Genomic DNA, 13,866 nt, shown 5'->3' with positions numbered 1-13,866 from the left:
ACGGTTACGACTTGCCCGCCTCGGCGGCCTTGTTCAGGTCGAAGAGCGATTTGGCCAGTTTCTGAAGTTCCTTGCGCAGCGGGTTCTTCGCCGCGCTTTCCGCCAGGGGCAGCCCGTGGTCATTGGCCTGGGTGATCTGGGTTCCGCCATCGGGCAGCTGTACTTCGATGTCGATGTCCAGACTTTCGGCCATGCGCTTCACCCGGGCCTTGGCCGACAGATCGGTGAATTTGGGTGCGCGGTTCAGCACATAGCGCAGCTTTTCATGCGGCAGCGCCTCGGCCTTCAGCGCACGGACAAAACGCAGGATGTTCTGCGCTGACCGCAGATCCAGCTCCAGCAGGGCAAAGTAGACATGCGCCCGTGTCAGCACCGCCTCGGTCCAGGCCACCACGGTCGAAGGCATGTCGATCACGACAAAGTCGAAATTCGCCAGCGCCATGTCGATCAGCCGGCCCAGATCCTCGCCCGAGATGATGTCGAGCGGCAGCATGTCGGAGGGAGCGGTGAAGACATGCAGCCGTTCGTTGAAGGTCTGCATCGACTTGATCAGCGAATCGCTGTCGGCCGATTGCGGATCGGTCAGCGTCTCGAAGACCGATTCCTTGCGCGGCAGGTCCAGATAGGTGGAGATCGACCCGTACTGGAAATCCAGATCCATCAGGCAGACGCGCGGCGGATTGGCCTTGTCCGAGGTGGCCAGTTCCCAGGCCAGATTGGCCGCAAAGGTCGATGCACCGGTTCCGCCCGCCATGCCATGCACCGGCAGCAGAACGCCATGCCGGTCGCCCTTGGCCTTGAACGCGGGGCGTTCTTCCGCGGCGGCGGCGGGCTGCGGTTCCAGCGCGGGTGGCGGCGGAGCCTCAGGCTCCGGCTTGCGGATGCGTTCGATGGCGTCATGCAATGCGCCATCGGGCAGGGGATAGGGCACGAAATCATCGGCGCCGAGCCGCATCAGCTGATGCAGGACCATGGGGCTGATCTGATTGGCCACCAGGATGACCTTGACCCGGTGGGCCAGCGCGGCGCGCACCACCTCGGAAATGCGGGTCAGATCACTTTCATCCTGGGCATCCACCGCCACGGCGATGAATTCCAGCGTCTCCGCCTCGGGCTGGTCCAGAAAGATCAGGGCATCGTCAAAGCCAAGATCGCCCCAGGCTTCGCCCAGTTCGCGTTCCATATCGTCGATCAGAAGCTCGAAATTCTGCACATCGCGCGAAACCGTGCAGGCCAGGATCGGCGCCGGTTCAGGCTGGAGAGTTGCAACGCTCGTCATTTTGCCTCACGTCCTATCAGGCGGCACCGCGGGCCGGGCCGGCTGCAGAAGGCAGCGCGATCCTTGACGGCCCGGAACGCCGGGCGCAGGTGTTCCCCCGCGCAACCGTTCCCATTGCAGGCAAACTGGCCGGGGATCAGGGCAAGAATGGGGCCGGATTGGCGTCAATCTTTGATTTCTTCGGCGCAAACGCGAAAGGCCGGGCGCTGCCGCCCGGCCTTCGGTTCGCCCTTCAGAACGGGTCAGTTGTTCGGGTCGATACTGGATTTCACGTCGGTGTTGCTCGGATGCGGCCGCGCGGCCAGCCCGATATCGCCTTCGATCCCGGTGGAATAGGTCCGCCAGATGATCTCGGCATATTTGCCGTTCAGCACCATCGGGTTGCCCTTCACGAAACCCGATACCTCGGTCACGGTGCGGCGGTTGCGTTCTTCGGGTTGATTGGTCTGGATCAGCGGGCGGGTCTTGCCATAGCTGACCACCGCCTCCAGCCGCGACTTGGAGATGCCGCGTGCCGCCAGATAATTCACCACCGCCTTCGCGCGCCGCAGTCCGAGATTGTAGTTGTAGCCCTGTCCGCCGACCAGATCGGTATGGCCGAAGACCTTGAACCGAACCTCGGGGAATTGCCGGATGAAATGCGCCTGACGGTCCAGCACGGCCATCGCCTCGGGCGAGAGTTGCGCGCTGTCGAAGGCGAAGGTCACCGTATCGGGCACCTCACGGGCGAACCGTTCGGCCAGCATGACGGTATATTCCAGCTCTCCGGTCTGGAGGAGCGTGTTGTTCATCGTGGCATTGCCGAACTGGCCCTTGTCCACTTCGGCGCCCATCTCGGCATCGAAGCTGGGACCGCCGCAGGCGGACAGGGCCAGAATGCAGCCGGTGCCAAGCAGGGCGCTGATGCTGCGGGAGACTTTCACAGGCATCGCCTCACTCCATCACATAGCCGTAGGAGGACGAGAAGTCCTGCCGTGCCACTTCGCCCGCGGCCCCCTTGGGTGCGCCGGCCACTTCGCCGTAAAGGAACAGCTCGCGCTCGGTCGGGATGCGGACACGGTCGGTCGGCAGGGCCAAAGCCTCGCCATGAACGGGGGTCACCAGATGCGGGGTGACGATGATCACCAGCTCTGACTGCGCGCGTGCATAGTCTGCGCTGCGGAACAGGGCGCCAAGGATCGGGATGTCACCGAGCCACGGCACCTGACCGTTCAGGTTGCGGAAATCGTCCTGCAGAAGGCCTGCGATGGCAAAGCTTTCGCCGTCGCGCATCTCGACCGTGGTCGAGGTTTCACGCCGCTTGAAGGCGTTTAGGTTGAAGCCGTTCGCTTCCAGCGAGATCGTGGTGTCGATCGAGCTGACGGCAGCGTTGATCGTCAGGTTGATGATGTCGCCGTCCACCACCACCGGCGTGAAATTCAGCTCCACACCGAAGGGCTTGTATTCGATCTTGATGCCGTTGTTGTCCGCGACGGGGATGGGATATTCGCCGCCCGCCAGGAATTTGGCCTCTTGTCCCGACAGCGCGGTCAGGTTCGGCTCGGCCAGAGTGCGGACCATGCCCTTGGATTCCAGCGCCTCCAGCAGCACGGCGAATTCCAGCGCGCCCGCGCTGAAGCCAAGGCCCATGGCGCCTTTGGCCGAGGTCTCGATCGGGTTGCCCGCGAAGAAATTGTTCACGCCGTCGATATTGCCGGTGGCGATTCCGCCGCCGACGGTGCCGCTGTTCGATTTCACGCCGACCGAAGCCGAAAGACTTTTCGACACCGACCGCTGCATTTCGGCGAAGCGGACCTTCAGCATGACCTGCTGCGTGCCACCCACCACCATCAGATTCGACACCCGGTCCGGTGCGTAGCGGCTGGCCAGATCCAGCGCGCGGTCCATCTTGGCGACCGAACTCACGGTGCCCGACAGGACGATCCCGTCATTGGCGGTCCGGACCTCGATATTCTCGCCGGGCAGGATCTGCCGCAGGCGTTCCTTGAACTCGGCAATATCGGGGGTGACATGCACATCCACGTTCGAGATCAGCTTGCCGTCCGGAGACAGCAGCGTCAACGTGGTGCGGCCGGGCGCCTTGCCCAGCACATAGATCGAACGGTCGGACAGGGTGGAGATATCGGCGATCCCGGGGTTGGCGATGGACAGTTCCGCGAAGGGAACGTCGCTTTCCACCACCACGGCGCGATTCATCGGCACGTTCAGCGCGCTGGAGGCCTGCCCGGTCATCACCTGCAGCACCTCGGCCGCGGCCGTGATCGGGGTGCCCGCGGCCAGGCCAAGGCCCAGCATCGCCACCGCGAAAGAGGTCTTCATGCTCATGTGATCTGCCCTTTCGATCACGCCTCAACTGGGGTCTTTTCGCCCATTTACCCCGCCAGATTGCCCGAGGCGGCATTTTTTTGCAAGAATCATACGCTTGGAGGGCAATCCTGATGTGGATAACCTGCAACAAGCGCTAGTCGTGGTGAAAGGATCGGGGCGCCGGCCCCACATGCTGTGGCCCGGCGTCCGCCTGTCCTTGGTTCAGTTGGTGCAGGGGATCGGCACTTCGATCACATCCGGCCCCTTGCGGGTCTTGATGGTGCAGACTTCCGGCGCCTCGACGGCAACGACCTCCTGCTGCTCCACCCCCAGAAGCTTGTTGCGATCCACCTCGACCAGACCGTTGACGGCATCGGCGGAAGAGGCGACCAGCGACATGGCCAGCCGGCCCGTGGCCTGGGCCTGCGCCAGACGCGCCACCTGTTCGGCGCTGGCTGCCACGGTCACGGTCCGGGCGTCGCCACTGCCGGTCATCTGCCCCTCGCCCGAGGCGCTGTCCACCGCAATGACGCGGACCGCGCTTTCGATCAGACGGGTCACCTCGCCAGAGACATTGTTCGACGCGGCGCCGGTCCAGTAGATGTCGATATAGGATTCCGGCATGACGAAACCGGACACGCCCGAGGCGACGTCCACCTTGATCTGGAAGGCCCGCATGCCCGGCTCCAGCTTGCCGGTCAGGCTGGCGGCTTCGCCCGGGGCGGTGACACGGCTGAAGAGCAGGATCTCATTCGCCTCGACCGAACGGGTAAGGAAACGCGGCTTGTTGTTGTCGGTCGGGAACAGGGCTTCGGTGGCGGGGCCCGGCGGAGGGGCCTCGCCTGCGGCTGCCTTTGCCGGAGGCTCCGTCTGGGCTGGTGGCTCAACCAAGAATGCACCATTGGTCAGAACGTGGGCCTGGACCCAGACCGTCTGCACGTCATCCTTGGTGAGGGGGGTGCCAAACTTCATGGGCTTGTTGACGGCATAGACTTGGACCAGCCGACCCGTCTTGCGCTGCATTTCGGTTGCCGCGTTCAGGGCGGCCTCCGTCTGGCTCATGTAGTTCTGAGCCAGGAAGACAGCCATTGCGGCCAATGCCATTCCTGCCACCAAGACCAGAGCAAAGACAACTCGCATACCCGTTCCTCATTTCCCTAAGCGCGACAGATCTGCCGGGCAGTCCGAAGGGGGTTCCTATTCTTGAAGGAAGGCATTGTATTCTTCGACAACGCCGCCTGTACCCTCTGACACGCCGACCAGCGCATTGCGGATCGGCTGCATCAGCAGGACGATCTGGACCCCCAGAATGAGCGCCGTCAGGACCACCCAGTCCACCGAGATGGCGCCGTCTTCTTCATCTACGAAAGATTCCAGCACGTCGTGCACAATCATTCTCCGGTATGGGCATGGTGCCCGTATGTCCAAAATCTTGTTCCGTCTGAGTCTCGCCAAGGATTGCGGCAAAACTATGCGATTGCGGGATTGTTTCAGTGGCAGGCTGGGGCAGGATTTGGGGCTCCGGAGCGACAGAAAAAGGCCGCGCCTTTTCGGGGCGCGGCCTTCGTTATGCTTTTGCCTTCAGCTCAGGCTCAGTTGCCGCCGCCGCTGACCGGGGTCGGGTTGGCCGCGGTGATCTGGGTTGCGATGTTGCCCGACAGGCCGGTGATGGCCGGGCGGATGGCACCCATGACGATCAGGCCAAGGCCCACGACGGCGGCGGTCAGCACGACCCAGTCAACGGTCACGGCGCCGTCTTCGTCTTTGTTGAAGCGCTTGACGAGGTTCAGGAATTGCATGGTGGTGTCCCTTTCTAAGGTGCTCTGGTTCAGGTTTCGTATCCGTGGCGGGGGCTCATCCGGTCCGGCCTCTGTTCCGGCCGGTCCCGCTTGGGATGACTGCATATGGCCCCTGAATCGTGGCGGGATTTGGATCTGTTCGGGGCATTTTCCGTATGGTTTTAAGCTTTATTGACGGCGCCGCGCCCACCAGAGGGGCGTGGATCGAAACGTCCACGGCTCGCCCGCCGGACAAGAGGGCCATAAGTCGCCCCCTCACGGGGGGCGTGGATCGAAGCAACTCTGCCCCGATGTCTGTGCCTCGGTGTAGAGTGGACGCAATGGCTGGCCGCCCTCTCAGGGGCCGGGGCGGGAAAACGTAAAAAGGCCGCGCCTTTTCGGGGCGCGGCCTTCGTTATGCTTTTGCCTTCAGCTCAGGCTCAGTTGCCGCCGCCGCTGACCGGGGTCGGGTTGGCCGCGGTGATCTGGGTTGCGATGTTGCCCGACAGGCCGGTGATGGCCGGGCGGATGGCACCCATGACGATCAGGCCAAGGCCCACGACGGCGGCGGTCAGCACGACCCAGTCAACGGTCACGGCGCCGTCTTCGTCTTTGTTGAAGCGCTTGACGAGGTTCAGGAATTGCATGGTGGTGTCCCTTTCTAAGGTGCTCTGGTTCAGGTTTCGTATCCGTGGCGGGGGCTCATCCGGTCCGGCCTCTGTTCCGGCCGGTCCCGCTTGGGATGTCCTCATATGCACCCTGAATCGTGGCGGCACTGCGGAGCGATCAGGGCCTTTTTCCAGCACAGCACAATTTCGTGAGATTTCTTTCAAATATATGAAAATAAATATAAAACTATCACAACTTTGCCTCCGCTCCGGACGCGGGCCCGTGGCAAACCCGCCAATTCAGGCGAAAATGCGGTAAAAGGCCGGGATTCCGGCTTTGACGGGGGCCGGTTTTCTGCGAGTCTTCCCGCAACAAGAAGACAAGAGCAGCAGATTGCAGGCCCCTCCCATGCGCATTCCCGCGGGACTTGCCGCCGTGATTCTGACCCTTCTGGCCCCCGCGGGCCGGGCCGAGGAAGATTTCACCTTTCGCCGGGTCAAGGTCAGCGAGATGGAGGCGGGCAAAAGGATCACCGTGCAGGTGGACCCGGTCGAGCAGGCGCGGCGGCTGGCGGCGACGGCGTGGAAGGATCCGGCGCTGAAATCCGCGGATCTGCCCCCGGTTGAGGCGGAGGCGGGCGCGCCTCTTGCCCCCGCTCCGGCGCCGAAATCGAATTACGCTTGGTTCTGGGATCTGGTCCCCGCCGGGCGGGCCGAGGTGGGCGGGCGTTTCCCCGCTGCCATGGCTGCGCTGGCGCAGGGGCCGGGCGGGGCACAGGTCGCCGCGCCGCGGCTGCAGTCGATGCAGACGCTGGCCGAGGTCTATGGCAGAGAGATCCTGATGGCGACGATCGGCACCGACGTCTCACCCGCATTGGTGCTTGCGGTGATCGGGATTGAAAGCGCGGGCCGGAAGGATGCGGTCAGCACGGCCGGTGCCGTGGGGCTGATGCAGCTGATCCCCGCGACGGCCGCGCGTTTCGGCGTGACCGATTCCACCGATCCCGCCCAGAACATCAAGGGCGGCGTGGCTTATCTGGACTGGCTTCTGGACGAATTCGACAATGATCCGCTGATGGTTCTGGCCGCCTATAATGCGGGCGAGGGCGCGGTGAAGAAGAACAGCGGTGTGCCGCCCTATGCCGAGACGCGGGATTACGTGCCCAAGGTGCTGGCGGCCTGGCAGGTGGCTCAAGGCCTGTGTGTGACCCCGCCCGAGCTGGTGACGGACCCTTGCGTCTTCAACGTGATCAATGCCGCGACCGGACAGGCCGCAGCCCCGCCGGGCTAAGCATGTTGTGACCCCCGCCGCCTGCCGTTATGCAGGGCCGGCAGCGGGCGTGGTGGAACGGTAGACACACGCGACTTAAAATCGTTTGGGCTCAGGCCCGTGCGGGTTCGACTCCCGCCGCCCGCACCACCGCCTCTTGGCAGATTTGCAATTTTCGGTTTTCTCATTGCCAATAGTTTGCAAATTTACGGAATTTCGTTTTCCTTCGCTGCGGCGTAATAATATTGTCCGCTCGATTCCCCGGGGAGAGAGCGCCATGAAAGATATTCTGGAACAGCTGGAACAGCGCCGCGCTGCGGCACGTGCCGGGGGCGGCCAGCGCCGGATCGACGCGCAGCACCAGAAAGGCAAGCTGACCGCGCGTGAGCGGATCGAGCTTCTGCTGGACGACGACAGCTTTGAAGAGTTCGACATGTTCGTCGCGCATCGCTGCACCGATTTCGGGATGGAGGCGGACCGGCCCGCGGGTGATGGCGTGGTCACCGGCTGGGGCACGATCAACGGCCGAATGGCCTATGTCTTTTCGCAAGACTTCACCGTCTTCGGTGGCTCTCTGTCAGAAACCCATGCGCAGAAAATCTGCAAAATCATGGATATGGCGATCCAGAATGGTGCGCCGGTGATCGGGCTGAACGATTCCGGCGGTGCGCGGATCCAGGAGGGGGTTGCCTCGCTGGCGGGCTATGCCGACGTGTTTCAGCGCAATGTGATGGCCTCGGGCGTGGTGCCGCAGATTTCGGTCATCATGGGGCCCTGCGCGGGGGGGGCGGTCTATTCGCCGGCGATGACCGACTTCATCTTCATGGTGAAGGATTCCAGCTACATGTTCGTGACCGGCCCCGATGTGGTGAAGACGGTGACGAACGAGGTGGTGACGGCCGAGGAACTTGGCGGGGCCAGCACCCATACAAAGAAATCCAGCGTCGCCGACGGCGCCTTTGAAAACGATGTCGAGGCTTTGGCCGAGATCCGCCGCCTGTTCGACTTCCTGCCGCTGTCGAACCGCGAAAAGGCCCCCGTCCGCCCGTTCTTCGATGATCCGGCGCGGGTGGAAACCAGCCTTGATACGCTGATCCCGGACAATCCGAACCAGCCCTATGATATGAAGGAACTGATCCTTAAGGTCGCGGATGAGGGCGATTTCTACGAGATCCAGAAGGATTACGCGGGCAATATCATCACCGGCTTCATCCGGATCGAAGGGCAGAGCGTCGGCGTGGTCGCCAATCAGCCGATGGTGCTGGCCGGCTGTCTGGACATCGATTCCAGCCGCAAGGCCGCGCGCTTCGTCCGCTTCTGCGATGCGTTCGAAATCCCGATCCTGACCTTTGTCGATGTGCCGGGCTTCCTGCCCGGGACCGCGCAGGAATATGGCGGCGTCATCAAACACGGCGCGAAACTGCTGTTCGCCTATGGCGAGGCGACGGTGCCGAAAGTGACCGTCATCACCCGCAAGGCCTATGGCGGGGCCTATGACGTGATGTCGTCCAAGCATCTGCGCGGCGATTTCAACTACGCCTGGCCCTCTGCCGAAATCGCGGTGATGGGCGCCAAGGGCGCGGTGGAGATCCTCTATCGCAGCGAGTTGGGCGACAAGGACAAGATCGCCGCCCGGACCAAGGATTACGAAGACCGCTTCGCCAATCCCTTCGTTGCGGCCGAAAAGGGCTTTATCGACGAGGTGATCCAGCCGCGCAGCACGCGCCGCCGGGTGGCACGGGCCTTTGCGTCCCTGCGCAACAAGAAGCTTTCGAACCCCTGGAAGAAGCACGACAATATCCCCCTCTGAACAAAGGGGGATATCGGATGGCCGGATTGCATCGTGTGGCTCTGGCTCTGGCGCTGACGACATGTCTTGCGGCCGGGGCCTGTGAGGACGAAAGCCCGCCGCCCGAAGGCGAGGCCGTGGCCGTGCCTTCGGGCCGGACGGTGCATCTGCTGGATGTGATCACCAATGCGCCCGGGACAGAGGGCGCGACGGCCCGGTTCCGCTTTGTCGTGCCCGGGCTGAAACAGGACGAGGACTGGGCCGAGGACATGCAGGTTCTGTGCGACACATATGCGATGCCACGGATCGCGGGCATGGTGCCTGCGCCGCAGCAGATCGTCGTGTCGCTGGCCGACCGCGCGCTGCCCTTTGGCGAGGCGGCGCCCGAGGCCGTGCAGTTCTTCGAGGCCTACCGGGTCAAGGACGGCTCCTGCATGTGGGAGATGTTCTGAAGATGCCACTACATCTGGTTGATTCTGCCCGGGAAATTGCCCCCCCTGATGTAACGCGGACACAGCGTGACAACTTGGGTGCCACGCCGTGTCAAATCTGCGCGCTTTCCGCTATGGTTGGCGCAGGCCGAACCCAAGCGGCCGTTACCTCGCAAAGGGGGCAGGGGGATCTTCCCTCCGCAGAAAGCCCCTGTGAATCAAGGAGAAGAGGATGTCGAGCACCATGCGTATCGTTCTGGCCCTGGCCGTCACCGGCTTCATCGCCGCTTGCGCCAAGAAGGCTGAAGAAGAAGTCGTCTACATCGACGAGCCGGTCTCGGTCGAACCGGTCTACACCGGCAAGTACAAGTAAGACCTGCGAAGGCACCCGGTCCTTCGGGACCGGGTTCCCCGATGCCGGCGGAAATCTGCCGCCGGTCTTGTTCTGCGCTGCGGCGCAGACTACTGGCATTCCCTCTGGTCAGGCGCTGCAATATGTTGCCGCGCGGAACGCTGATTCACACTGGAGGTTGACATGCGCACCACTGCTCTCTTCTCGATGCTCGCTCTCGCGACTCTCGCGGCCTGCTCGAAGCCCGCTCCCGCCCCGGCCCCTGCGCCCGAGCCCGTCTCGGTCGAACCGGCCTATACCGGCAAGTACAAGTAAGACTGCCGGGGAATTCCGGCCGGTTCTGACGTCCGGGGTTCCCCTTATCTGCCGCCGTGCCGCTGGCGCAGGCTGGCCCTCCGCTGCTACAGCCCGTCCCGCAACCAAGGGGACATGCATATGCTGAAGCATCGCGGTTTTCCCGGGCGGATGCCCGGGTCTGATTTCCAGTTCACCATCCGGCGCGCCAATGTCAAAGAAGGCGCGACCAAGATCATTCGGCGCGAACGGTTCAAGGACCGCAAGCATATGGACCGGATGGCCGACAGTGCCTTCATGGCGGCGCTGTGGCAGTATTTCGGGGAAGAGACCTTCGAACGCGGCAATCTGGATGCCGGGCGGCTGTCGTGGCTGTTCGGGCGCGAGGTTGTGCCTGCTGAAGATCCGTTCGACCCGGCAAGCTATGACGCGCTTCTGAAGATCGACGTGAAGAAGGCAGAGATCGCCTTCCCGGAGGTCTTTGCCCCCGAGGCGCCGCCGGTGGCCTTTGACGATGACGAGGAGGACTGGGCGTGAATCCGCGCATGGTTCCCGATGTCCGGCAGCTTACCGCCAAGGCGCCCGTGGCGTCTTTCGGGGCCGTTGCGGCACGGGGACCGGCGCGGCAGGATGCAGTGCTGGCCCAGGGCGTGCGGGATGACGTGCCGCATGTGACGGGTTTCGAACGTTCCCTTTCTATCTTGGCCCGGGACGGTGCCCAAACACCGCGCCCGGGTTTTTTCCCGGCCCGTTCTCTGACAGGTCCCCATGCGCGGATCGGTGCCGATGACGTGAAGTCGGCGAAACCCCTCTTTGCTTTTCCGGGCCTTGCGATAGACTCCGCCTCAATAACAAACAAACTACGAGGCAGTTCTCCATGCGCAAACTCATCGTTCTCCTTCCGATTCTGGCCATGCCACTTGCCGGCTGCGTCGGCGGCAATGGCTATGGCAACAACTCGCCCATGGACAGCGCTGCTGTGCGCACCATTGGCGGCGCGGCCGCGGGCGCTGTCATCGCCGATGCGACCGGCGGGTCCAAGACCAAGGGCGCGCTCATTGGCGCCGTGGCCGGTGGCGGCTCGTGCATCCTGCCGGGCGTCAACACCTGCTACTGATCTGACCGCGGCGCCTTCGGGCGGCTGCGCCATCCTGAACCGGGGTCTTCCGGGGCATCAGCCCGGAAGGCCCCTTTTGTTTTGCGCGCCCCTTGGCCCGGGCGGAATTGAGGGAGAGCCATGTTCAAGAAGATCCTGATCGCCAACCGGGGCGAGATCGCCTGCCGCGTCATCAAGACCGCCCGCAAGATGGGCATCAAGACCGTGGCCGTCTATTCCGACGCCGACCGCAACGCGCTGCATGTGAAGATGGCGGATGAGGCGGTTCATATCGGGCCGCCCCCGGCGAACCAGTCCTATATCGTGATCGACAAGATTCTGGACGCGATCCGCCAGACCGGGGCCGAGGCGGTCCATCCGGGCTATGGCTTCCTGTCGGAACGGATGGATTTCGCCGCCGCGCTGGAGGATATGGGCGTGGTCTTCATCGGCCCGCCGTCCCCGGCGATCGAGGCGATGGGCGACAAGATCACCTCGAAAAAGCTGGCGCAGCAGGCCGGGGTCTCTACCGTGCCGGGCTATATGGGCCTGATCGCCGATGCGGATGAGGCGGTGAAGATTTCCGACCAGATCGGCTATCCGGTGATGATCAAGGCCTCGGCGGGAGGCGGGGGCAAGGGCATGCGGATCGCATGGAACGCCGCCGAAGCGCGCGAAGGCTTTGAATCCTCGAAGAACGAAGCGGCCGCCAGCTTTGGCGATGACCGCATCTTCATCGAGAAATTCGTGACGCAGCCCCGCCACATCGAAATTCAGGTGCTGGCCGACAAGCACGGCAACTGCGTCTATCTGCACGAACGCGAATGCTCGATCCAGCGGCGGAACCAGAAGGTCATCGAAGAGGCGCCGTCGCCCTTTCTGGACGAAGCCACCCGCAAGGCCATGGGCGAACAGGCCTGCGCTTTGGCCAAGGCCGTGGGCTATACCAGCGCGGGCACGGTGGAATTCATCGTGGATGGCAGCCGCAACTTCTATTTCCTTGAGATGAACACCCGGTTGCAGGTGGAACATCCGGTCACGGAACTGATCACCGGCGTCGATCTGGTGGAACAGATGATCCGCGTCGCGGCAGGTGAGCCGCTGCCGTTCAAGCAGGAAGATCTGAAGATCAACGGCTGGGCCATGGAAAGCCGGCTTTATGCCGAGGATCCCTACCGCAACTTCCTGCCCTCCATCGGGCGGCTGACCCGCTACCGCCCGCCGGTCGAGGGCAAGACCGACCGCGGCGGCATCGTCCGGAACGATACCGGCGTCTATGAGGGCGGCGAGATCAGCATGTATTATGACCCGATGATCGCCAAGCTGTGCACCTGGGGTGCCACCCGCGGCGAGGCCATCGAAGAAATGCGGCTGGCCCTGGACACGTTCGAGGTCGAAGGCATCGGCCACAACCTGCCCTTCGTCGGCGCCGTGATGGATCATCCCCGCTTCGTCTCGGGCAATATCACCACCGCCTTCATCGCCGAGGAATACCCCGAGGGGTTCCAGGGCGCTACGCTGGATGGGGTGACCCTGCGCAAGGTGGCTGCTGCTGCGGCGGCGATGAACCGGGTGGCGGAAATCCGGCGCACCCGGATCACCGGCACGATGGACAATCACCAGCGCCGGGTGGGCGATGTCTGGGTCGTCTCGCTGGCGGGGCAGGATTTTGCAGTGCAGATCGCGGCGGACCGTGACGGCTCGACCGTGACCTTTGCCGAAGGCGACAGCCACCGTGTCACGTCGGACTGGACGCCGGGCCAGTCGCTGGCGCGGCTGACGGTGGACGGTCAACCGCTGGTGCTGAAGGTGGGCAAGGTGCCGATGGGCTTCCGCATCCGGCTGCGCGGGGCCGATCTGAAGGTCCATGTCCGCAGCCCGCGCGCGGCGGAACTGGCCAAGCTGATGCCGGAAAAGCTGCCGCCCGACACGTCGAAATACCTGCTCTGCCCGATGCCCGGCCTGATCGTGAAGATCAGCGTCGAAGAGGGGCAGGAGGTGCAGGAAGGACAGGCTTTGGCCACGGTCGAGGCGATGAAGATGGAAAACATCCTCAAGGCCGAACGCAAGGGCGTGGTCCGGAAGATCAGCGCCGCCCCGGGCGCCAGCCTGAAGGTGGACGATGTGATCATGGAGTTCGAGTAAACGGTGGCGGACCCGGTGGGGCGTCAGCGTCCCGCCGGGTTCTTTTCCAGCGCCTCGGCGCGGGTCAGGGGCATTTTGTCGATGGCATTCACCACCTCGCGCCCGTCCCATGGCAGCGGCTTGCGGATGGCGGAACCCCAGTCCTTGTCCATGATGACAAGGGAAAATCCGCGGGGCCGCAATCTTTGCCGCAGGGCGGAACGGGCGGCGGGATCGGTGTCGGTGATCAGGATCACGTCGCGCAGCGCCAGTTCCGGCAGGTAGCGCTGCAAAAGCTCCATCTGCCGGGTGAAGGACGGATCGGCCGGGCTGTCGGCGAAGACGATGACCGGACGGCGCAGGAACAGAAGCCCGGCCTCGTCCACCTCGGTGGCGGGGACGGGCGACAGGGCCGGTTCAGCGGCCCGAAGCGGAAGCGGTGACAGGCCCAGAAGGGCCATCAGGACGAATGAACGGCGGGAAAACTGCGGACCCATGTCCCCGATATAAGGCAGGGCGCGGCAAATCCCAAGCGGCA

Annotated in this window: 15 protein-coding genes and 1 tRNA gene; 8 read left to right on the top strand and 8 right to left on the bottom strand. The window is 63.6% G+C overall.

Annotated elements, in window-relative coordinates; translation table 11 throughout:
* Positions 1-4 precede the first annotated feature (4 nt).
* From ACO2Q5_RS13760 to ACO2Q5_RS13730, 7 genes are all read right to left on the bottom strand, one after another.
* On the bottom strand, positions 5-1,279 hold the full coding sequence (locus tag ACO2Q5_RS13760; protein WP_423291957.1) for an AAA family ATPase: 1,275 nt from the start codon (positions 1,277-1,279) through the stop codon (positions 5-7).
* A gap of 242 nt (positions 1,280-1,521) precedes the next feature.
* Positions 1,522-2,208 carry an OmpA family protein gene (locus tag ACO2Q5_RS13755; RefSeq protein ID WP_423291955.1) on the bottom strand — a complete coding sequence of 229 codons (687 nt, stop codon included), beginning with the start codon at positions 2,206-2,208 and terminating at the stop codon, positions 1,522-1,524.
* 4 nt (positions 2,209-2,212) lie between these two features.
* Complete coding sequence (locus ACO2Q5_RS13750) at positions 2,213-3,604, bottom strand: type II and III secretion system protein family protein (RefSeq protein WP_423291953.1); 1,392 nt, start codon at positions 3,602-3,604, stop codon at positions 2,213-2,215.
* Between the two features lie 204 nt (positions 3,605-3,808).
* Positions 3,809-4,726, bottom strand: coding sequence for a Flp pilus assembly protein CpaB (gene cpaB / locus ACO2Q5_RS13745; RefSeq protein ID WP_423291951.1), 918 nt, complete (start codon positions 4,724-4,726; stop codon positions 3,809-3,811).
* A gap of 57 nt (positions 4,727-4,783) precedes the next feature.
* On the bottom strand, positions 4,784-4,975 hold the full coding sequence (locus ACO2Q5_RS13740) for a hypothetical protein (RefSeq protein ID WP_423291949.1): 192 nt from the start codon (positions 4,973-4,975) through the stop codon (positions 4,784-4,786).
* Positions 4,976-5,178: 203 nt separating this feature from the next.
* Positions 5,179-5,385 carry a Flp family type IVb pilin gene (locus tag ACO2Q5_RS13735; RefSeq protein ID WP_423291947.1) on the bottom strand — a complete coding sequence of 69 codons (207 nt, stop codon included), beginning with the start codon at positions 5,383-5,385 and terminating at the stop codon, positions 5,179-5,181.
* Between the two features lie 419 nt (positions 5,386-5,804).
* Positions 5,805-6,011, bottom strand: coding sequence for a Flp family type IVb pilin (locus ACO2Q5_RS13730; protein WP_423291947.1), 207 nt, complete (start codon positions 6,009-6,011; stop codon positions 5,805-5,807).
* Between the two features lie 370 nt (positions 6,012-6,381).
* Between ACO2Q5_RS13730 and ACO2Q5_RS13725 the strand changes: the two genes are divergently transcribed.
* From ACO2Q5_RS13725 to ACO2Q5_RS13690, 8 genes are all read left to right on the top strand, one after another.
* Entirely contained in the window at positions 6,382-7,263 is an 882-nt protein-coding gene (locus ACO2Q5_RS13725; RefSeq protein ID WP_423291945.1) for a lytic transglycosylase domain-containing protein, read from the top strand.
* Positions 7,264-7,306: 43 nt separating this feature from the next.
* Positions 7,307-7,392, top strand: a tRNA-Leu gene (locus ACO2Q5_RS13720).
* Between the two features lie 127 nt (positions 7,393-7,519).
* Positions 7,520-9,052: an acyl-CoA carboxylase subunit beta gene (locus ACO2Q5_RS13715; protein WP_423291943.1), complete on the top strand. Its 1,533-nt coding sequence runs from the start codon at positions 7,520-7,522 to the stop codon at positions 9,050-9,052.
* A gap of 17 nt (positions 9,053-9,069) precedes the next feature.
* Complete coding sequence (locus ACO2Q5_RS13710) at positions 9,070-9,483, top strand: DUF6497 family protein (RefSeq protein WP_423291941.1); 414 nt, start codon at positions 9,070-9,072, stop codon at positions 9,481-9,483.
* A gap of 211 nt (positions 9,484-9,694) precedes the next feature.
* Positions 9,695-9,835 carry a hypothetical protein gene (locus ACO2Q5_RS13705; protein ID WP_423291939.1) on the top strand — a complete coding sequence of 47 codons (141 nt, stop codon included), beginning with the start codon at positions 9,695-9,697 and terminating at the stop codon, positions 9,833-9,835.
* A gap of 414 nt (positions 9,836-10,249) precedes the next feature.
* A complete protein-coding gene (locus ACO2Q5_RS13700) occupies positions 10,250-10,645 on the top strand; it encodes a hypothetical protein (protein WP_423291937.1) in 396 nt (131 codons plus the stop codon).
* Positions 10,646-10,985: 340 nt separating this feature from the next.
* Positions 10,986-11,225, top strand: a complete 240-nt coding sequence (locus tag ACO2Q5_RS13695) for a hypothetical protein (protein WP_423291935.1) — start codon at positions 10,986-10,988, stop codon at positions 11,223-11,225.
* Between the two features lie 120 nt (positions 11,226-11,345).
* A complete protein-coding gene (locus ACO2Q5_RS13690; protein ID WP_423291933.1) occupies positions 11,346-13,349 on the top strand; it encodes an acetyl-CoA carboxylase biotin carboxylase subunit in 2,004 nt (667 codons plus the stop codon).
* A gap of 23 nt (positions 13,350-13,372) precedes the next feature.
* On the opposite strand, the gene ACO2Q5_RS13685 is transcribed toward ACO2Q5_RS13690, so the two are convergent.
* Positions 13,373-13,825, bottom strand: a complete 453-nt coding sequence (locus tag ACO2Q5_RS13685) for a DUF4174 domain-containing protein (RefSeq protein WP_423291931.1) — start codon at positions 13,823-13,825, stop codon at positions 13,373-13,375.
* Positions 13,826-13,866 lie beyond the last annotated feature (41 nt).

Origin of the sequence: Neotabrizicola sp. VNH66 (assembly GCF_049445895.1) — a bacterium.
Taxonomy (GTDB): Bacteria; Pseudomonadota; Alphaproteobacteria; order Rhodobacterales; family Rhodobacteraceae; genus Pseudogemmobacter.
Note: the sequence above shows the minus strand (reverse complement) of the source record. Positions and strands in the feature narration are given on the sequence as shown.

Bases quoted from the DNA above. Each gene is read 5' to 3' on its own strand.
- ACO2Q5_RS13760 (WP_423291957.1), bottom strand. From the start codon at position 1,279: ATGACGAGCGTTGCAACTCTCCAGCCTGAACCGGCGCCGATCCTGGCC.
- ACO2Q5_RS13755 (WP_423291955.1), bottom strand. From the start codon at position 2,208: ATGCCTGTGAAAGTCTCCCGCAGCATCAGCGCCCTGCTTGGCACCGGC.
- ACO2Q5_RS13750 (WP_423291953.1), bottom strand. From the start codon at position 3,604: ATGAGCATGAAGACCTCTTTCGCGGTGGCGATGCTGGGCCTTGGCCTG.
- cpaB (WP_423291951.1), bottom strand. From the start codon at position 4,726: ATGCGAGTTGTCTTTGCTCTGGTCTTGGTGGCAGGAATGGCATTGGCC.
- ACO2Q5_RS13735 (WP_423291947.1), bottom strand. From the start codon at position 5,385: ATGCAATTCCTGAACCTCGTCAAGCGCTTCAACAAAGACGAAGACGGC.
- ACO2Q5_RS13730 (WP_423291947.1), bottom strand. From the start codon at position 6,011: ATGCAATTCCTGAACCTCGTCAAGCGCTTCAACAAAGACGAAGACGGC.
- ACO2Q5_RS13725 (WP_423291945.1), top strand. From the start codon at position 6,382: ATGCGCATTCCCGCGGGACTTGCCGCCGTGATTCTGACCCTTCTGGCC.
- ACO2Q5_RS13715 (WP_423291943.1), top strand. From the start codon at position 7,520: ATGAAAGATATTCTGGAACAGCTGGAACAGCGCCGCGCTGCGGCACGT.
- ACO2Q5_RS13710 (WP_423291941.1), top strand. From the start codon at position 9,070: ATGGCCGGATTGCATCGTGTGGCTCTGGCTCTGGCGCTGACGACATGT.
- ACO2Q5_RS13705 (WP_423291939.1), top strand. From the start codon at position 9,695: ATGTCGAGCACCATGCGTATCGTTCTGGCCCTGGCCGTCACCGGCTTC.
- ACO2Q5_RS13700 (WP_423291937.1), top strand. From the start codon at position 10,250: ATGCTGAAGCATCGCGGTTTTCCCGGGCGGATGCCCGGGTCTGATTTC.
- ACO2Q5_RS13695 (WP_423291935.1), top strand. From the start codon at position 10,986: ATGCGCAAACTCATCGTTCTCCTTCCGATTCTGGCCATGCCACTTGCC.
- ACO2Q5_RS13690 (WP_423291933.1), top strand. From the start codon at position 11,346: ATGTTCAAGAAGATCCTGATCGCCAACCGGGGCGAGATCGCCTGCCGC.
- ACO2Q5_RS13685 (WP_423291931.1), bottom strand. From the start codon at position 13,825: ATGGGTCCGCAGTTTTCCCGCCGTTCATTCGTCCTGATGGCCCTTCTG.